15 protein-coding genes are annotated in these 18,466 nt (G+C 53.0%); 9 read left to right on the forward strand and 6 right to left on the reverse strand.

The genetic code is table 11. The annotated features are described in order from the left end of the window. The first annotated feature begins 8 nt into the window (after positions 1-8). From ppa to OGY37_RS12460, 3 genes are all read left to right on the forward strand, one after another. Positions 9-536, forward strand: a complete 528-nt coding sequence (gene ppa, locus OGY37_RS12450) for an inorganic diphosphatase (RefSeq protein ID WP_003025726.1) — start codon at positions 9-11, stop codon at positions 534-536. A 199-nt stretch (positions 537-735) separates the two neighbouring features. Then, a complete protein-coding gene (gene yncE / locus OGY37_RS12455) occupies positions 736-1,806 on the forward strand; it encodes a 7-bladed beta-propeller protein YncE (protein WP_126319433.1) in 1,071 nt (356 codons plus the stop codon). 84 nt (positions 1,807-1,890) lie between these two features. Further along, entirely contained in the window at positions 1,891-3,900 is a 2,010-nt protein-coding gene (locus OGY37_RS12460; RefSeq protein ID WP_286620951.1) for a TonB-dependent receptor domain-containing protein, read from the forward strand. A 57-nt stretch (positions 3,901-3,957) separates the two neighbouring features. On the opposite strand, the gene OGY37_RS12465 is transcribed toward OGY37_RS12460, so the two are convergent. Genes OGY37_RS12465 through tamA form a run of 3 tightly spaced genes read right to left on the reverse strand, consistent with a single transcriptional unit; the run spans position 3,958 to position 9,811 of the window. Further along, positions 3,958-4,302, reverse strand: a complete 345-nt coding sequence (locus OGY37_RS12465; protein WP_003025723.1) for a gamma-glutamylcyclotransferase family protein — start codon at positions 4,300-4,302, stop codon at positions 3,958-3,960. Between the two features lie 2 nt (positions 4,303-4,304). Then, positions 4,305-8,081 carry an autotransporter assembly complex protein TamB gene (gene tamB / locus OGY37_RS12470; protein ID WP_286620953.1) on the reverse strand — a complete coding sequence of 1,259 codons (3,777 nt, stop codon included), beginning with the start codon at positions 8,079-8,081 and terminating at the stop codon, positions 4,305-4,307. Then, positions 8,078-9,811 carry an autotransporter assembly complex protein TamA gene (tamA, locus tag OGY37_RS12475; RefSeq protein WP_003025718.1) on the reverse strand — a complete coding sequence of 578 codons (1,734 nt, stop codon included), beginning with the start codon at positions 9,809-9,811 and terminating at the stop codon, positions 8,078-8,080. The genes tamB and tamA overlap by 4 nt, the downstream gene beginning before the upstream one ends. Before the next feature lie 212 nt (positions 9,812-10,023). Between tamA and msrA the strand changes: the two genes are divergently transcribed. Together msrA and paeA are read left to right on the forward strand one after the other, a co-directional pair. Then, a complete protein-coding gene (gene msrA, locus OGY37_RS12480) occupies positions 10,024-10,662 on the forward strand; it encodes a peptide-methionine (S)-S-oxide reductase MsrA (protein WP_003830412.1) in 639 nt (212 codons plus the stop codon). Positions 10,663-10,812: 150 nt separating this feature from the next. Continuing rightward, positions 10,813-12,153: a polyamine export protein PaeA gene (gene paeA, locus OGY37_RS12485; protein WP_003830418.1), complete on the forward strand. Its 1,341-nt coding sequence runs from the start codon at positions 10,813-10,815 to the stop codon at positions 12,151-12,153. 66 nt (positions 12,154-12,219) lie between these two features. On the opposite strand, the gene OGY37_RS12490 is transcribed toward paeA, so the two are convergent. After that, positions 12,220-12,426, reverse strand: coding sequence for a DUF1107 domain-containing protein (locus tag OGY37_RS12490; protein ID WP_003025710.1), 207 nt, complete (start codon positions 12,424-12,426; stop codon positions 12,220-12,222). Positions 12,427-12,754: 328 nt separating this feature from the next. On the opposite strand from OGY37_RS12490, the gene OGY37_RS12495 reads away from it, so the two are divergent. Further along, positions 12,755-13,312, forward strand: coding sequence for a YtfJ family protein (locus OGY37_RS12495; RefSeq protein ID WP_003830421.1), 558 nt, complete (start codon positions 12,755-12,757; stop codon positions 13,310-13,312). On the opposite strand, the gene cysQ is transcribed toward OGY37_RS12495, so the two are convergent. Beyond that, positions 13,302-14,042 carry a 3'(2'),5'-bisphosphate nucleotidase CysQ gene (cysQ, locus tag OGY37_RS12500; protein ID WP_286620954.1) on the reverse strand — a complete coding sequence of 247 codons (741 nt, stop codon included), beginning with the start codon at positions 14,040-14,042 and terminating at the stop codon, positions 13,302-13,304. The two genes, OGY37_RS12495 and cysQ, sit on opposite strands and share 11 nt — an antisense overlap. 188 nt (positions 14,043-14,230) lie before the next feature. Here cysQ and cpdB point away from each other — a divergent pair, with 188 nt between their 5' ends. After that, a complete protein-coding gene (cpdB, locus tag OGY37_RS12505; protein WP_286620955.1) occupies positions 14,231-16,174 on the forward strand; it encodes a 2',3'-cyclic-nucleotide 2'-phosphodiesterase in 1,944 nt (647 codons plus the stop codon). Positions 16,175-16,221: 47 nt separating this feature from the next. Here the strand turns inward: cpdB and OGY37_RS12510 are convergent, their stop codons facing one another. Next, positions 16,222-16,602: a winged helix-turn-helix transcriptional regulator gene (locus tag OGY37_RS12510; protein ID WP_032934267.1), complete on the reverse strand. Its 381-nt coding sequence runs from the start codon at positions 16,600-16,602 to the stop codon at positions 16,222-16,224. A 90-nt stretch (positions 16,603-16,692) separates the two neighbouring features. On the opposite strand from OGY37_RS12510, the gene OGY37_RS12515 reads away from it, so the two are divergent. Then, the gene (locus OGY37_RS12515) at positions 16,693-17,541 is read left to right on the forward strand and encodes an SDR family oxidoreductase (protein ID WP_286620956.1); all 849 of its coding nucleotides are present in this window, start codon (positions 16,693-16,695) and stop codon (positions 17,539-17,541) included. Positions 17,542-17,622: 81 nt separating this feature from the next. Then, a complete protein-coding gene (locus tag OGY37_RS12520; protein WP_126319443.1) occupies positions 17,623-18,447 on the forward strand; it encodes an AraC family transcriptional regulator in 825 nt (274 codons plus the stop codon). Positions 18,448-18,466 lie beyond the last annotated feature (19 nt).

The raw sequence follows: 18,466 nt of genomic DNA on the forward strand, positions 1-18,466 counted from the left end.
AAACAGACATGAGCTTACTCAACGTCCCTGCCGGTAAAGACCTGCCGGAAGATATCTACGTTGTTATCGAGATCCCTGCCAACGCAGATCCGATCAAATACGAAGTTGACAAAGAGAGCGGCGCCCTGTTCGTTGACCGCTTCATGTCCACCGCGATGTTCTATCCGTGCAACTACGGTTACATCAACCACACCCTGTCTCTGGACGGTGACCCGGTAGACGTTCTGGTCCCGACTCCGTACCCGCTGGAGCCAGGTTCAGTGATCCGCTGCCGTCCGGTTGGCGTACTGAAAATGACCGACGAATCCGGTGAAGATGCGAAACTGGTTGCGGTACCGCACACCAAGCTGAGCAAAGAATACGATCACATCAAAGATGTGACCGATCTGCCGGAACTGCTGAAAGCGCAGATCACCCACTTCTTCGAACACTACAAAGATCTCGAAGCGGGCAAATGGGTGAAAGTTGACGGTTGGGACAACGCTGAAGCTGCTAAAGCTGAAATCGTTGCTTCCTTCGAGCGCGCGAAGAAGTAAGTTCGCGTTAGCGTAAAGCCCTGAACGCCAGCCCCTGGTTAGTAAGGGTTTTTTAATTTCTACTTTCTTTTCCCCCTCCCCTTCGCTGTTTTCTTTTTGACCTACCAGATTGGGTAGTCACATTTCATTTATGTTAATTGCGAATGAGATTAGATCTCATTATCATTCTCGGCATGTAAATAAATGTGAATAAAAGTCAATGAACCTCCACAATGTGAAGTCCCTGAAACGCTATTCCTGCGTGGCTCTCGCCATAGCACTGTTATTTACCAGCCTGTCCAGCGGGGCGCAGACGCTACCTGAGCAAGATTTTCTGACCCGCGACGTTGGCAACGGCGTGTATGAACTGGCGGTTGATAGCCAGCAGAATGCGCTTTTTGCTGCCTCGTCGCCGTCGTTTGATAAAGATAAAACCAGCGGGCTTATCTATAAACTCGATCTGGAGAAACTCACCACGACTGAAGTTATCGAAACCAGCCGTCGTGCCTTTGCCACTGCCCTGGATGAAGAAAATCAGGTGCTGTACGTGGGTAACACGCTGGAGGGTTCCGTCACGCTCATTGATACCCGCAGCGGTAAAGAGCTGGCGATACTGCAACTGAGCGAAGCCAAAAACCCGAAAGAAATTGTCCATACCCGCGAAATGGTGCTCGATAAACAGCATCACCGCCTGTACGTTTCCGGCGTGGCTGAAAAAGGCATTGTCTGGGTGGTGGATACGCAAAAGCGCGAGAAAATCGCTACCCTTGAAAACATGGGCCAGTATCCGACCGGCATGGCCGTCGATGCAAATAAGAACCGCCTGTATGTCGTAAATGGCCGCAACGAACTTATTACACTGGATACCACCAACCATCAAATTATTAGCCGCTTTAGCATTGAGCCAGGCAAAAAACATTTTTTCCTGAATATTGCTTTGGATGCAAAAAATAATCGCGCATTCCTGACCGATCCTGATTTAGCGGATGTACTGGTTGTTGATATTAATACCGGTAAGGTTATTGCCCCCATTAAGGTTATCAACTCGCTGGCGGTGATATATAACGAAAAACGCCAGGAAGTGTATATCACCCACCGAAATGCAAAACGCATCAGCATTGTGGACAGCAAGACTTATCAGGTAAAACAAAGCATTGAAACCAATGCGTTACCTAACAGCCTGGCGCTCTCGTCTGATGCCAACACCCTGTATGTCAGCGTCAAACAGCCGGAAAAAATGGCAGGTGTGAAGCCCGACTACGTGCTGAAAATCGACCTCTCCAAATATTAATAATTAAAAACGCTTCTGACACCTTGCAGCTTTTCTGGGCTGCAAGGTGATGCTTTTATTTTTTACTTTTCAGGTGTCTATATTATGAAAACGCGTCAACTTATTACGCTGACAGGGATCGTTGCATTCTCAGGCGGTGTTATTTTCCCCACTCAGGCAGAAGAACTCACCGAAACCTCACGCAATAGCGAAGATGAAATGGTGATCACCGCATCCGGGTTCTCGCAGCAAAAGCGCGAAGCGCCAGCCACCATTTCCGTTATCGATCGTAAAACGCTGGATATTCAGCCGGACCGTAGCATTGGTGAAGCGATTAAAAACCTTCCTGGCGTCTCGGTCACTAACAGCAGCGGCATGAACGCTGGCAGCATTATGATCCGCGGCATGGACCCGTCCTATACCGCGTTTATGGTCAACAGCGTCAAACAAAATACCGGTGAATCTCGCCCTTACGGGCATGACATCGGTACTGAAGCCAACTTCTTACCGCCGATGGAGGCCATTGAGCGTATCGAAGTTATCCGCGGGCCCATGTCCTCGCTGTACGGCTCAGATGCCATCGGCGGTGTGGTCAACGTGATTACCAAAAAACCGTACGGCGCAAAAGAGTGGACGACGGCAATTGCCGCCAATACCTGGCTTCAGGAGCACCAGTATTTGGGTAATACCAGCCAGATGAACTTGTTTACCATGGGACCGATTGTGCCCGATGTTCTCGGCCTTAGCGTAGCGGCCGACTGGCTCGACCGTCGCGATGACGATCGCAATAACTATTTCGGCAAACACAACCGTAAATCCGTTGATATGACGCTGGGCCTGGCCGCTAGCGAAAATAACCTGTTCGACCTCAATGTGGTCACCGGTGAGCAGGAGAAAAACCGTACCCAGAAGCGCGGCGCGCCGTGGTCATGGCTGTTCGATCGTAACGCCGCCACCCTAACGCATACCGGCTGGTATGCCGACGACACCATCGCAACGACCAACTACATAAACTATGAAAAAGGCCGTTCGAAGTACGTTTATGACAGCCAGTCGCCGCAGTATGTGCAGATGGAGAACTACGTCGCCAATTCGCAAACCACCTTCACGCTCGACAACCATAAACTGACCGTTGGGGCGAATTTCACCCGCGAAGAGCTGAATGACCGCTTTGATGTGGCCAACAAAACGCTGCCCGGATCTGAGCCAGTGACAAAAATCAGCCGTAACGGTTGGGCATTGTTTGCTGAAGACGGCTGGAGCATTGACGACTTCATCCTGACCACATCAGCGCGTATGGACCAGGATGATAACTTTGGCACACATATTACGCCGAAAATGTACGGTAACTGGGCCTTCAGCAATGACTGGGCGCTGAAGGGCGGCGTTTCCGCAGGTTATAAAAAACCTGAGCTGCGTGCGACTTCCAGCGACTTTGTCACCCCATACGGCTCGACTGTACCTTATCCCTTCCTGGCCGTCGGTAACGACGATCTGAAACCAGAACAAAGCGTTAACTCTGAGCTGGGCCTCTACTGGACGGGGAATGCGCTGTCACTGGATAGCACCGTCTTCTATACGCAGTTCAAAGACAAAATTGCTGAACAAACCATTTGCGAAACCACATCGACGAATCAGTGCTCCGTGAATGGCTACAAGGCGGACTCCGTCAGTAAATACTTCAACGTCAGCAAGGCGGACGTGTACGGTATAGAACTGAATGCCGACTGGCAGATTAGCGCCGATGTGAAAGCCAACGCTAACTACACCTGGAACCACAGCGAACAGAAAAGCGGCGTAAACAAAGGCTACGCGCTCAACGATTATCCGCGCCATATGGCGAACCTGTCGCTGAACTGGGCGGCAACGCAGAGTCTGGACGTATGGAGTACGGTGAATTACCGCAGCAGTAACCGCAACAGCGGCAATAACTATAAGTACGATGACTACACGATGGTCGACGTAGGCGTACGTTATAAGCTCAATAAGCACACGCAGCTGATGGCAGGGATCTACAACGTGCTGGATGAGGATCCGAAACTGACGACTGCATGGAATGAATCCGCGCAGGTGGAAGGACGCCGCTATAACCTCGGCGCGCGCGTGGAGTTTTAAGCCTTTAATAAACAACGCCACCCGAAGGCGGCGTTGTTTATTCTGGTAGGCGATATATCAGTACTGGTCTCTGTCTAACCAGTTACCGCTTTCAATCAGCGTTAAGCCATCAACCGGACGTTGGTACACGTACATCCATGCACTTCCGTACGGCGTTTGAATTAACTGGCGTGCGTATTCACCGCCGCGGGTACGCAGAGCGTCAAGCTCTGCCAGCGTGGCGTTATCAATACGATAAACTTCCCCGTGTACTGTTCCATTTCCCGGAACCGCGCCTGGATAGTGGCCCAGGCTGTACAACTGGTAGTTATCGATACTGAAATTTCCCAGCAACAGGGCATTGGTCATCCAGTGGCTGTTGCCTTGTTTGGTTCGTAAACTGCCGTAGACAAATATTCGCATTGCTAAAACTCGAACTGATAGAGCAAATCAAGTGCCTGATCTACGCCAGACACTGCTTCCAGATATAGCTTAGGCATCAGACGATAACGTAGCGTGAGTGTCGCTAAGGAGTCAAATATACCCACACCATATTTCACCTGCAGACCTGGCAGTACGTATCCGCTGACAACCACCTGAGATGAGTCGCCCACCCCTTGCGTGTCCAGTGCCAGATTGCTTACGCCAAATGTCTCCCCGATTTTACCCACAACCTGACCACTTTGTGCAACCCCCAGACCAATAAGCATTGAAGTCATCGCTGCGCTATCGCTTTGTTCGCTATCCAGCCCTTGTCCACGTAGCAGGTAGGAAAGCGCCATTTGCTGCGACATTGCCGGGTCGGAGAAGATCTCCGCCTTCGGTTCATCGGCGGTACCGGTGACGCGAACGCCAGCGATCACATCGTCTTCGGTGGCATCTGGGTTACGAATCGCTTCGATGTTGAGCAACGGCTGATCCGGCGGACCGGAGAACAACAGCTCGCCCTTACGCACAATCAGATCCTGACCATAGGCGTGGAAGCGACCGCTCGGGATATTAATTTGCCCGTTAAGCCCCAGACCTTGCTTATCCTGCACCACTTTCAGATCGCCCGTCAGACGCGCTTTCAGACCAAAGGCGTCAAGACGCACGTTGTTACCAACGTGGATGTTCAGGTTGCTGTTGATCGGAATACCGGCGGTCTGCGGTTTCTCGGGCTGCAGATTGTTGTTAAGCATGACCATATCGCTGGAAACCCCAACCGCGCTTTCCGGCAGGTCATGTACCACGATACGCGCCCACGGCACATCCACGTTGCCATCGAGAGTAAACAGGCTTGGTGTAGCTTCAAAGACCACGTCCGGCGATACATCCAGGCGGACCATCGGCGGTACGGTAATACGTACCCTGCTGCCTTTAGCCGCAACGCGCGCCCGCCAGTTGTCTATCTGACTCCAGTCGGCATCGCCGCTCAGGTTAATTTCGCCCTGCTGCGTACGCACCACGCCCGCCAGCGTTGAGCGTGTTCCGGCGAAGTTAACAGCTAACTGGCTTGGCTGCATGTCAAACGGCATGAAGTTACCGTCAATATCCAGACCGCTCAGTTGCAGCTGTCCGAGCAACTGCGGGCTTTGCACATCTCCGCCCAGCCGCAGGTTGGCGTTGATCATCCCTGCCGCTTTTTCACCGCGCGAGAAGATGGGGTTCACCATCGCCAGATTGAAGTTGCGAATATTGACGTTACCGCCCAGATTACGACGCCCTTGCGGGTCCGTTACCTGCACCTGCCCGTCAAACTGCCCGTTGTTGGTCAGACGAATCAGCCAGCCCAACTCGGCACGGTTATTGTGCAGGTCGGCGGTCAGATTCAGCGTTTCAAACGCTACAGGGAGCGGGGCATCATTCACGCTTTGCGTGACCTTGACGTTACGTCCGCTCAGGGTGACCTGCCCCTGTGGCAGCCCCTCTTTGGTGGTGTCCCAGCTCACATCAGCTTTGCCGGTGAACACACCGCTGGCCTGGGTTGTCTCCGGCATAAACGGTTTTAGCATAGCCAGGTCGAAGCGGTTAAGGTTCACCACCGCGCGACCTTCTGCACCGGCATCAATGGTTTGTGGTACGCACAGCTCCGCATTCGGGTTGTTCCAGCAGTGCGGTCCGATACTAATTTTCTGTTCCTGATTACGATAATCCAGCGCGATAGCCCGGTTGAGCGACCACGGACCGACCGGCGTCTGGAAACGGGTATTGCTTAACTCTCCTTTCCAGCGCTGTTCTTTGCGATCAAAGCTCCCGGCAAGATCCAGTTGCCCGGAAACCGGCTCACCCTGAATGCGTAACTGCAGCTCATGCTGCTTTTCACTGCCTTTGACGTTGAGCGTCACCAGACCAATATTCACGTCAGGTTGTACAATCCGCTCTACGCGAACGTTGAGATTACCGGCGATTTGCTCGGCCGATTTCACATCGCCTTCGACGCGCACCTGAGCAACGGAAAGTTCCTGCCAGCGCAGACCACGGGCGGTAATATCCGCCAGCAGCTGTGGTGCTTCAACCGTACCGCGAACTTTTACCAGCCCTTTCGCCGTACCGCCCAGCCCCGGCAGCGCGTTATCCAGGCTTGGGGCATCAATCGTCGCGTCGAGGTTAAGGTCTTTAACCCCCAGTTCGCCTTTTACGTCCGCACTGTTACGTCCCAGCTCCAGATGCAGGCCCGGGATCGTCCACTGCAGGTAGCTATTCCCCTTCAGCGAACCGTTCACATTGACCTTGTTCTGTTTCACGTTGCCGGTCAGCTTCAGCTCCGGAACCTCCATCTGCCAGCTTCCGCCGTACAGACTGCCGCGCGTTTTCACCAGGCCATTCAGTTTTGACGGCCAGTCCGGGATCGCTTTTGCGGTGTTGATGCCATCCAGCGTTAGCTCTCCGCGCCAGCTGATCGCCTGCTGCCAGTCCACCAGCGCTTTCAGCTCAGTTTTCCCTTCCAGCGCCGCAACGCTGAGTTTGTCGAGATTGATCTGTTGCTCGTTGCCTTTGGCGTCCAGCGTGATAGTAGCCGGAGGAATATCCTGACCTTTCACGGCGGTACGCATCGACAGCGTATAGTCGGTCATCTTGCCGGTCAGTTTGAGCTTGATGTCATCGGCCTGGAACTGTTTCTCACCGGTAAACGGCCAGTAAACCTGCTTACTCACCACCTCAATGTTGAGCGGCAATCCGGCTTCCGCCAGACGCGTCTGCGCACGCAGGTCCATATCCACCGGACCAGACAGATTGACGCCGACTTCCAGCTGTTCGCGCAGCGCGCCGCCGACCTTCAGCTTCACCTTTTCGCCTTTTAACGGGTCGATGTTTAGCGTGCTGTTTAACGTAATATCAACCGGCCACGTGTCGGTCAGTTGCGCCGTGCCGCTGGCTTTTACCGTTCCCTGATTCGAGTCGATATCCAGCGCGTCGAGCTTCATGTTGCCGTCTATGCTGCTCACTTTCAGCAGCATGCTATGTACCGTTAAATCCGTATCCCCAGTCACGCGCAGCTGCTCGCCGCGAAACTCTTCAATATTGAGATTGAGCGGCAGATGGACATCGGTCATTTCCGGCAGTACCGGCTTTGAGAACAGATCTTTTAGCGTTTCGCCGAGCGGCTTTTCATCCGGCTGCGGGTTTTGAATCTTCGGTTCGACAACCTCTTCCTGTGCCACTTCCGCCACTTTAGGCAGAGCAATCAGCAGCCCCTGTAATGACGTTGGCTTCAACGTCAGCGTTTTTTCCTGCCAGTTCAGGCCGGAAGTAAAATCCAGCACTGAAACCGTGGTGTCATCGATTTTGATATTGATGTTGTTCAGCGCCACGCGCGAAAGCGTGATGGGGTAAGGCGTGGAAAGATTAAGCGGACCGCTCTCTTCTTCCTCTACCGGCGCGGATGGCGGCATCTTTTTGCTGTCGATCGCCACGTTGATGTTTTTCAGCGCCAGATCGTTGACGCACAGGCTGCTGTCCCACAGACAGTTAAGCCCCACGGCCAGATGCACTTCGCCGGCATTCACCGCCACGCCAGGCTGGTCATAACGAATATTTTTCAGTGATAAATCCCGCCAGCCGCCGGTGACCTGACCAATCTCCAGCCCCGGAACCCAACGATTAGCTGCTTTGAAGATCAGATGCAGGCCCGAGGTGGTACCGACGAGGAACGCCACCGTGCCTAACAACAGCAGGATAAAAATCAGCACGCCGAGGCTTATCTTCTTCCATAAACTCATAATTCAGGCCCCAGACCGATGTAAAACTGTAAACCATGTTCATCTTTGTCGCCGACCGGGACGGCAAAGTCGAGCTTGATAGGTCCCACTGGTGATTGCCAGCGTACGCCGACCCCGGCACCGGTTTTGAAATCGCTTCGACGAATATCGCTGACCGCTTCACCGCTATCGACAAACATCGCGCCCCACCATTTACCGGTCACGTTGTACTGGTATTCCAGCGAGCCAGTTGCCAGCTTAGAGGCCCCTTTCAGCTTGCCGTCGCTGCCTTCCGGCGAAATAGATTTGTATTTGTAGCCGCGAATACTGCGATCGCCCCCGGCAAAGAAACGCAGGTCCGGCGGTACTTTGTCGAAGTCTCCGGTTTCAATCCAGCCGAGGTTGCCGCGCATCACAAAGCGATGCCTGTCGTACAGCGTGCGGATCCAAACGTTTTGCGCCTGGAAGACGGAGAAATCAACGTCTGAACCCCAGGCCGTGTTGGAGTAATCAATGGAATAACGCTGAGAGTCGCCCCAGACAGGCATCAGGCCGCCGCGTGAGCGCGTCCGGCTGATCATCACGCCCGGATAGAGCAGCATAGTGGTGTTGGTGACGTTACCCTGGGTAAAGTGGTCGAGGCTCCAGCGCAGGTTAATCGCGCGCTGCCAGCCGCTGGAGAGGTCCCAGTAGCGGGAAACCGCAAGCGTTGTGGAATCCTGCTCGGTGTCGTTTAAATCGGTACGCTTAAAGCCGCCCTGTACCAGGTAATACTGTTCCAGCGGGTTCTTTAACAGCGGCATTTTATAGCTGAAATCAAGCACCTGCTCTGGCGCCGAGATACTGGCGCTGGTCGTCAGGCTATGGCCGTAGGAGTTCATCCACGGCTTTTTCCACGAGGTCTTCACCCGTGGCCCGACGTCAGTTGAATAGCCGACCCCGGTTTCGATGGTGTTTTCGGTTCGCGGTGAGACCACGCCTTTCAGCGGCAGCACTTTGGTTTTGCGGGCTTTATCAAACTCCGGTGCGACGACCACGGAATTAAACCATCCGGTCGCCGACAGACGACGGTTCAGTTCGCCCAGATCTTTCGACTCGTACTCTTCACCTTCTTTAAAGGGCACCAGATTTTGCAGATACTCATCGCGAATTTGCGAGCCTTCAAAAGTGACATGCCCAAAGCGATAGCGTTCGCCGCTGTTGTAATCGATATCCCAGAACGCCTGGCGACGCTCAAGCGCTATTCCAAGCTGGCTTTTATTAAATTCACTGTCGAAATAACCTTTACGCAGCGCCACGCTGGTGAGTGACTTTTTGAAGTTGTCATAGTCCCCCTGATTCAGCACGGTGCCGATTGCTGGGCGCGTTTTCAGCAGATCCAGATAATCTTTATCCGTACGCGCGCCACCGCGCAAAATCACCTCAGTGCCACCAATCAGCACCGGCTCGCCGGGGGTCACTTTGGCAATCAGCACCTGACGGCCTTTCGCCGGCGGTGGACGCAGTTCAAAATCAATGGTCGGCTCAAAGTAGCCCAGCGCTTTCAGCCCTTCGCGGATGGCATCATCAACGCGCGCACGAAAGCGTCGGTCTGGAGTGACTTCATCACTTTGAATCGTGGACAGCTGCGCACGGACGTTTTTCTCCAGCGGTCCTGATAATCCTTCGACCTGTAAGCGAACATTCGCGGCGGCGGCGGAGCCACTTAAGCACAGTAATCCCACCCAACATAACTGACGGATATGTGGCACATTTTCTCCTGAATATCCTTTTTTCCCACCCCTGGAAAAAAATACTATGCCGTTCCTCGGCTTAACAAAAAATCAACAATAAGAGTTGAAAAACAGACGACAACCCAAATATTTCTTATGTTTAACTCTAGACGTATTCACGCCGTTTATTGTGGGCAAAGACGCGTCTCGTTACAACCTTAACCCAAATGACTGATTTCGGGAGAACGGCCATGAGTTTATTTGATAGAAAGCATCTTGTTACTCAAGCAGATGCGCTACCTGGACGCAACACCCCGATGCCAGTGGCAACGCTGCATGCGGTTAACCAACATTCGATGACCAATGTGCCCGACGGTATGGAGATAGCTTATTTCGCCATGGGATGCTTCTGGGGCGTTGAGCGTTTATTTTGGTCATTGCCAGGGGTCTACAGCACGGCGGCCGGGTACACCGGCGGCTACACCCCAAACCCAACCTATCGGGAAGTGTGTTCTGGCGATACCGGGCATGCCGAAGCGGTACGCATCGTCTATGACCCGCATGTTATCAGCTACGAACAACTGCTGCAGGTGTTCTGGGAAAATCACGACCCGGCTCAAGGCATGCGTCAGGGGAACGACCAGGGCACGCAGTATCGCTCCGCCATTTACCCGTTAACGCCGGAACAAACCGCCGCCGCACAGGCCAGCCTTGAGCGTTTTCAGGCAGCAATGACCGCCGCAGGCGACGAGCGCACCATTACCACGGAAATCACTACGGCAACCCCGTTCTATTATGCCGAGGACGATCACCAGCAGTATCTGCACAAAAATCCTTACGGATATTGTGGCATTGGTGGTATTGGTGTTTGCCTGCCGCCACAAGGATAATTTCCCCCTCTGGCGACTTTACAGTGCCTTACGCTATACTAGCTTCTGAATTTACCGGCTCACTTCCACGAGCCGGTTTTCAATGTGTATTTCACACGGATTTATCAACTTCTCCCTTCCGAGGATCTGACCTGAACGGTCGGATAAGATATGTTAAACAGTATTTTAGTCATTCTCTGCCTGATCGCCGTGAGTGCGTTTTTCTCGATATCTGAGATCTCGCTTGCTGCATCACGCAAAATAAAACTTAAACTGCTTGCCGATGAAGGCAACGTAAACGCACAACGTGTTTTGAAGATGCAGGAAAACCCCGGCATGTTTTTTACCGTCGTGCAAATTGGCCTTAACGCGGTCGCCATTCTCGGCGGTATCGTCGGTGATGCAGCATTCTCCCCGGCGTTTTACAGCCTTTTCTCGAAGTACTTCACTCCAGAGCTGTCCGAACAGTTAAGCTTTATTCTGTCGTTCTCGCTGGTTACTGGCCTGTTCATCCTGTTCGCGGATTTAACCCCGAAACGCATCGGTATGATTGCGCCAGAAGCTGTGGCTTTGCGTATCATCAACCCGATGCGCTTCTGCCTGCTGGTCTTCCGCCCGCTGGTATGGTTCTTTAACGGTCTGGCAAACAACATTTTCCGTCTGTTTAAGATCCCAATGGTGCGTAAAGATGACATCACCTCGGACGACATTTACGCCGTGGTCGAAGCGGGTGCGCTGGCGGGTGTTCTGCGCAAGCAGGAGCATGAGCTGATTGAAAATGTATTCGAACTGGAATCCCGTACCGTCCCGTCTTCAATGACCTCGCGCGAGAATATTATCTGGTTCGATCTCCATGAAGATGAGCAAAGCCTGAAAAACAAGGTGGCGGAACATCCGCACTCCAAATTCCTGGTGTGTAACGAAGATATCGACCACATCATTGGTTATGTTGATTCAAAGGATCTCCTCAACCGCGTACTGGCGAACCAAAGCATGGCGCTGAACAGCGGCGTACAGATCCGCAATACGCTGATCGTCCCGGACACGCTGACGCTCTCTGAAGCGCTGGAAAGCTTCAAAACCGCAGGCGAAGACTTTGCCGTCATCATGAACGAGTACGCGCTGGTGGTGGGGATTATCACCCTCAACGACGTTATGACGACGCTGATGGGCGATCTGGTAGGTCAGGGTCTGGAAGAGCAGATTGTGGCACGTGATGAAAACTCATGGTTAGTCGACGGCGGTACACCGATTGATGACGTGATGCGCGTGCTGGATATCGACGAATTCCCGCAGTCTGGCAACTATGAAACCATTGGTGGTTTTATGATGTTCATGCTGCGTAAAATCCCGAAACGCACCGACTCGGTGAAGTATTCAGGCTACAAATTTGAAGTGGTGGATATCGATAACTACAAGATCGATCAGCTGCTGGTGACGCGTCTGGACAGCAAACCTACTGTTCTGGTACCAAAACTGCCAGATGCAAAAGAAGAGGCAAAGGCGTCTTAACGCCCTACAGAAACATCAACGGCTCCCATCAGGAGCCGTTTTTTTAACTACTGCATAGCACTTTGATCAAGCCATCTCAGTTTGCAGACGCAAGACCTGACGGTTAACTTCGGACATCACGGAAAAATGCAGTTTGTCCTTCACTTTTGGGATAAGAATCTTACCCTTATCAAATTCAAAAGCGCCTACATCCTTGATATATAACCGTCCACGAAACAGGATCTTCACGTACTTCGCCACCTGCAGCGGGTTGTATCGTTGGAAAATTTTCATTGTTGTCTCCTGCTGAGCATTACGCCTTTGCGGTACCACAATCGGTCCGACAATCCTCAGGCGCAAATTTTAATGCCCTATGACTATAGACTATCTCGTTGATGTTTCCAGCGTGTATAAGTTTATTTACCTTCAAGTTACAATTATTCAGAATTATCTTTTCAACGCTTCGCTGTCTTCAGTATAAGCCTTCATTTTTCGCAGGATTTGTGCGCCCGTCCGCAAACTGGCATCGCGCTTGCGGGAAAAAGCATCATTCGCACATATGATTAAATTCCAGACCCAAGTGGTCGGATCACCTGCAAAATAAAAGAGAGAAGGAAAAACTATGACCTTACGAAAACTGCTGGCGCTGTCGTGCCTGCTACTGCCGATGATTGCCTCCGCACATAAGTTTGAGACTGACCAGCGCGTACCGCCGGTGGGGATCGCCGATCGCGGCGAACTGATTCTCGATAACGATAAGTTTAGCTACAAAAGCTGGAATAGCGCGCAGTTGCCAGGCAAAGTGCGAATTGTGCAACACATTGCCGGACGCACCTCCGCCAAAGAGAAAAATGCGACGCTGATCGAGGCAATCAAAGCCGCCAACCTGCCGCACGACAAATACCAGACCACCACTATCGTCAACACGGATGACGCCATTCCCGGCTCAGGTATGTTTGTGCGCAGTAGTCTGGAAAGCAATAAGAAGCTCTACCCGTGGTCGCAATTCATTGTCGACAGTAATGGCATTGCGCGTAAAGCCTGGCAACTGGATGAAGAGAGCTCCGCTATTGTCGTACTCGACAAGGACGGACGCGTGCAGTGGGCAAAAGATGGCGCATTAACGCAGGAAGAGGTGCAGCAGGTGATTGCCCTGCTGCATAAATTACTCAGTAAATAGAGACGCGGAAGCCGGGGTTGAGGAACGATTCACGTGGGGTGTAATCCAGAGTTTTCCCCTGCCAGTCGTGAACGTGCGCTCCGGCTGCGGCGGCAACGGCATGGCCCGCGGCGGTATCCCACACGTTGGTTGGCCCAAAACGCGGATACAGCTGTGCGTGCCCTTCCGCCACCAGGCAGAACTTCAGCGATGAGCCAATCGAGGTGGTCTGGTGCTCACCCAACTGTTGCAGATACTCTTTTAACTCATTGTCAGCATGCGAGCGGCTAATGACCACCAGCGGCGGACGCGCGTCACGAACCTGAATTTGTTTGCGTACGCCGCACTCTTCTTTCCACGCTTTACCTTCTGCTGCGCAGTACATCACTTTCATTACCGGCGCGTAAACCACGCCCAGAACCGGCTTTCCTTTCTCGATTAGCGCAATATTGACGGTAAATTCACCGTTACGCTTAATGAACTCTTTGGTCCCGTCCAGCGGGTCCACCAGCCAGTAGCGCTGCCAGTGCTGGCGAACATCCCAGCCAGGAGGAGCTTCTTCAGACAGAACCGGAATATCTGGCGTCAGCGCCAGTAATCCTTCGAGGATCACCGTATGCGCGGCGATATCCGCCGCCGTGACCGGAGAATCATCCTGCTTGCTGGTAATCTCCATCAGTTTGATTCCATCGTAGACCTGCATAATGGCATCGCCCGCGTTCCGTGCAAGCTGGCATACATGTTCTAGCATTCTCCACCTCGTTTATATCAGTGGTGTTAACTCGTTGTTTTACTTATACCCGATCGACAGGGGATCCGCCAACTGTGATAGCGTCTGCGGTTTTAAACGCTATATTCATGTCATGATTCACAGTTCTGTAAGCAAGAAGATTTATATACATTTTCTTTTGTGGCTTAGATCTTAAAAGGATGCCCCTGATGATTAAGTTTAGTGCAACGCTTCTGGCAACGCTGATTGCAGCCAGCGTCAATGCCGCGACCGTCGATCTGCGTATAATGGAAACCACTGATTTGCATAGCAATATGATGGATTTCGATTATTACAAAGATACACCGACTGAAAAATTCGGTCTGGTACGTACGGCAAGTCTGATCAACGCTGCGCGTGGTGAAGTCAAAAACAGCGTGCTGGTTGATAATGGCGATCTGATTCAGGGCAGCCCGCTCGGGGATTACATGGCGGCCAAGGGGCTGAAAGCGGGCGAAACACACCCGGTATATAAGGCGCTGAATACCCTGGATTACGCGGTGGGTAACCTCGGCAACCATGAATTCAACTACGGTCTGGAGTATCTGCACAACGCGCTGGCCGGGGCGAAATTCCCTTACGTTAACGCCAATATCATCGACGTTAAGACCAAGAAGCCGCTATTTACGCCTTACTTGATCAAAGACACTGAGGTGGTCGACAAGGAAGGGAACAAGCAAACGCTGAAGATTGGCTATATCGGCTTTGTGCCACCGCAGATTATGACCTGGGATAAAGCCAACCTCAGCGGTAAAGTGACGGTGAACGACATTACGGAAACCGCACGCAAATACGTTCCGGAAATGAGAGAAAAAGGCGCCGATGTCGTGGTGGTGGTTGCTCACTCCGGGCTTTCTGCCGACCCATATCAAACGATGGCGGAAAACTCCGTTTATTACCTCAGTGAAGTACCGGGCGTGGATGCCATTATGTTTGGTCACGCTCACGCCGTCTTCCCGGGTAAAGACTTTGCCAATATTAAAGGCGCAGATATCACAAAAGGTACGCTGAATGGGGTTCCTGCGGTGATGCCGGGTATGTGGGGCGATCACCTGGGCGTGGTGGATTTAGTGCTGAATAACGACAGCGGTAAATGGCAGGTCACTCAGGCGAAAGCCGAGGCGCGCCCGATCTATGACACCGTAGCAAAAAAATCACTGGCAGCAGAAGACAAAAAAATCGTTGAGATCCTGAAAGCCGATCACGACGCCACGCGTGAGTTTGTCAGCAAACCGATCGGTAAATCCGCCGACAACATGTACAGCTATCTGGCGCTGGTACAGGATGACCCGACCGTACAGGTGGTGAACAACGCGCAGAAAGCCTATGTGGAACACTTTATTCAGGGCGATCCGGATCTGGCAAAACTGCCGGTACTTTCCGCCGCCGCGCCGTTTAAGGTCGGTGGACGCAAGAACGATCCGGCAAGCTTCGTAGAAGTCGAAAAAGGTCAGTTAACCTTCCGTAACGCCGCTGATTTGTATCTCTATCCCAACACTCTGGTGGTGGTGAAAGCCAGCGGTAAAGAGGTGAAAGAATGGCTGGAATGTTCCGCCGGGCAGTTCAATCAGATTGATATCCACAGCAGCAAACCACAGTCGTTGATTAACTGGGATGGCTTCCGTACCTATAACTTCGACGTGATTGACGGCGTGAATTATCAGATTGATGTTTCACAACCCGCCCGCTACGACGGTGAATGTCAGACCATTAACCCGAAAGCGGAACGTATTAAAAATCTGACCTTTAACGGCAAACCAATCGATCCGAATGCCACCTTCCTCGTCGCGACCAACAACTACCGCGCCTACGGCGGTAAGTTTGCCGGAACCGGCGACAGCCACATCGCGTTTGCCTCTCCGGATGAAAACCGCTCGGTGCTGGCGGCGTGGATTGGTGCAGAGACGAAGCGTACCGGTGAAATTCACCCGGCGGCAGATAACAACTGGCGTCTGGCGCCAATTCATAGCGACACACCACTGGATATTCGCTTTGAAACATCACCGTCTGATAAAGCCGCGGCATTTATTAAAGAGAAAGGCCAGTATCCGCTGAAGAAAGTCGCGACCGATGACATCGGTTTCGCTATTTATCAGCTGGATTTAAGTAAGTAATTTTCGTGCCGGATGCGGCGCAATAGCGTCTTATCCGGCCTACAAAACTACGCAGCCCGTTCGTCCCGCTGCGCTAAAACCTGCGGCAAATTCAGTTCTATCCAGTCCGCCAGCGCGGCAACTTTATCGCTCACCTGCTCACCCAACGGCGTCAGGCTATACTCCACGTGCGGCGGTACCACCGGATACGACACCCGATTGATAAACCCGTCATGCTCTAACGCTTGCAGGGATTGCGCCAGCATCTTTTCACTGACCCCGCCCATCTTACGGCGCAAATCGCTGAAACGGTGCGTACCGTCGCGCAGCGCCACCAGAATCAACACGCCCCAGCGGCTGGTGACATGTTTTAACACCTCGCGGGAGGGACACTGTTCGGCAAACAAGTTGCCATCGCGTAACTGCTGGGAGAGCGTCGAAGCTGTCATTTTCATACTAACCTTTTTGTGCGTACTTACTAAAAGTAAGTTTAGGTGTTAACGTGATTAAACACAAGACCAATACCAAGGAGTCACTCCATGATCGCAATTACCGGCGCCACCGGCCAACTGGGCCAACATGTTATTGAATCTCTGCTGAAAACCGTTCCTGCCAGCCAGATTGTGGCAATTGTGCGTAATCCCGCTAAAGCGACGGCGCTTAGCCAGCAGGGCATTACCGTTCGTCAGGCGGATTACAGCGATGAAGCCGCCTTGACGGCTGCCTTACAGGGTATCGACAAGCTACTGCTAATCTCCTCCAGCGAAGTGGGACAACGCACCTCGCAGCATCGCAACGTGATTAACGCAGCGAAAGCCGCGCACGTGAAATTCATCGCCTACACCAGCCTGCTGCACGCCGACACCTCCCCGCTGGGGCTGGCTGATGAGCATGTGGCAACCGAGAAGATGCTGGCTGAATCCGGTATCGCGTACGCGCTGCTGCGTAACGGCTGGTACACCGAAAACTATCTCGCCAGCGCACCGGCTGCACTGGAACACGGCGTGTTTATCGGGGCTGCAGGTGAAGGCAAAATCGCCTCAGCGACCCGCGCCGACTATGCCGCTGCCGCCGCGCGCGTCATCAGTGAAGACGGTCATTCCGGTAAAACTTATGAGCTGGCGGGCGACGCAGGCTGGACCCTGAGCCAGTTGGCTGCCGAGCTGGCAAAACAGAGTGGTAAAAAAGTGGTGTATCAGAACCTGAGCGAAGCAGATTTTGCCGCCGCACTTAAAGGTATAGGCCTGCCTGCCGGGCTGGCGGACATGCTGGCTGACTCAGACACTGGCGCCTCCAAAGGCGGTCTGTTCGACGACAGCCATACGCTGAGCAAACTGATTGGTCGCCCGACCACCTCGTTGGCTGACAGTGTCAAAGGCATCGTGTAAGTGTTAAAAATTAGTTAATTGTGGTGGCATCCCCGCGCATCCTCTCTGATAATGACAGGATGATGCGTGGGGAGAGAAAACGTGCAAGGTGTACCTGAGCAGTTTATTGATGAGAAAGACAGCGCCCGCTTTCGCCATCTGGCGCAGGTGCCGGGCGTTGAGCTGTATCATGCGCACATCTCGCGTTACGCTTTCGAGCCGCACACCCATGAAGCGTTTGGCATTGGCGCGATAGAAGCCGGAGCCGAACGTTTTCGCTATCGCGGCACGCAGTATGTTGCCCCCGCCCATTCCGTCGTCACCATGAATCCCGATGAGCTGCATACCGGCGAAGCCGAAACCGCCGACGGCTGGCGCTATCGGATGATTTATCTTGAACCCTACCTTCTGGAAGAGGTCACCGGGATCCGCCACTGGTGGTTTCATGACGTAACGCGTCACGATCCGCTGCGCTCGCGCCAGATCTGCTCGCTGATCCACAGCCTGTGGAACACGGAAGATCCGCTGGCGCAAAAAGGACTTCTACTCGATCTGATCGACACGTTCCAGCCACTGGCCCGCCATGCGCCGGTATTGACGGAGGGGGCGCATCGCTTTGAACGGGTACGCGAGTATCTGCACGATAATTATATGCATCCGGTCACGCTCGACGAGCTGGCGCGGGTTGCATCGCTGAGTCCCTGGCATTTTCAGCGCCAGTTTAAATCTCATTTCCACGTCACGCCGCACCAGATGCTGATGGCGATCCGCCTATGGCGAGCCAAAGGTTTTCTCACTTACGGTATGCCCGCCGCAGAGGTCGCCGCCGCAACCGGCCTCACCGACCAGTCGCATCTCACCCGCGCGTTTACCCATCGCTACGGCATTACGCCGGTACGTTATCAGAAACAAGTCGTCCGGCGTTGATCAGCAATCTCATACAATA

This window comes from Citrobacter sp. Cpo030 (genome assembly GCF_030333005.1).
In the GTDB taxonomy this organism is placed as follows: domain Bacteria; phylum Pseudomonadota; class Gammaproteobacteria; order Enterobacterales; family Enterobacteriaceae; genus Citrobacter; species Citrobacter portucalensis.

Excerpts from the sequence above, each read along its gene's own strand:
- ppa (WP_003025726.1), top strand. The coding sequence starts at position 9 with ATGAGCTTACTCAACGTCCCTGCCGGTAAAGACCTGCCGGAAGATATC.
- yncE (WP_126319433.1), top strand. The coding sequence starts at position 736 with ATGAACCTCCACAATGTGAAGTCCCTGAAACGCTATTCCTGCGTGGCT.
- OGY37_RS12460 (WP_286620951.1), top strand. The coding sequence starts at position 1,891 with ATGAAAACGCGTCAACTTATTACGCTGACAGGGATCGTTGCATTCTCA.
- OGY37_RS12465 (WP_003025723.1), bottom strand. The coding sequence starts at position 4,302 with ATGCGAATATTTGTCTACGGCAGTTTACGAACCAAACAAGGCAACAGC.
- tamB (WP_286620953.1), bottom strand. The coding sequence starts at position 8,081 with ATGAGTTTATGGAAGAAGATAAGCCTCGGCGTGCTGATTTTTATCCTG.
- msrA (WP_003830412.1), top strand. The coding sequence starts at position 10,024 with ATGAGTTTATTTGATAGAAAGCATCTTGTTACTCAAGCAGATGCGCTA.
- paeA (WP_003830418.1), top strand. The coding sequence starts at position 10,813 with ATGTTAAACAGTATTTTAGTCATTCTCTGCCTGATCGCCGTGAGTGCG.
- OGY37_RS12490 (WP_003025710.1), bottom strand. The coding sequence starts at position 12,426 with ATGAAAATTTTCCAACGATACAACCCGCTGCAGGTGGCGAAGTACGTG.
- OGY37_RS12495 (WP_003830421.1), top strand. The coding sequence starts at position 12,755 with ATGACCTTACGAAAACTGCTGGCGCTGTCGTGCCTGCTACTGCCGATG.
- cysQ (WP_286620954.1), bottom strand. The coding sequence starts at position 14,042 with ATGCTAGAACATGTATGCCAGCTTGCACGGAACGCGGGCGATGCCATT.
- cpdB (WP_286620955.1), top strand. The coding sequence starts at position 14,231 with ATGATTAAGTTTAGTGCAACGCTTCTGGCAACGCTGATTGCAGCCAGC.
- OGY37_RS12510 (WP_032934267.1), bottom strand. The coding sequence starts at position 16,602 with ATGACAGCTTCGACGCTCTCCCAGCAGTTACGCGATGGCAACTTGTTT.
- OGY37_RS12515 (WP_286620956.1), top strand. The coding sequence starts at position 16,693 with ATGATCGCAATTACCGGCGCCACCGGCCAACTGGGCCAACATGTTATT.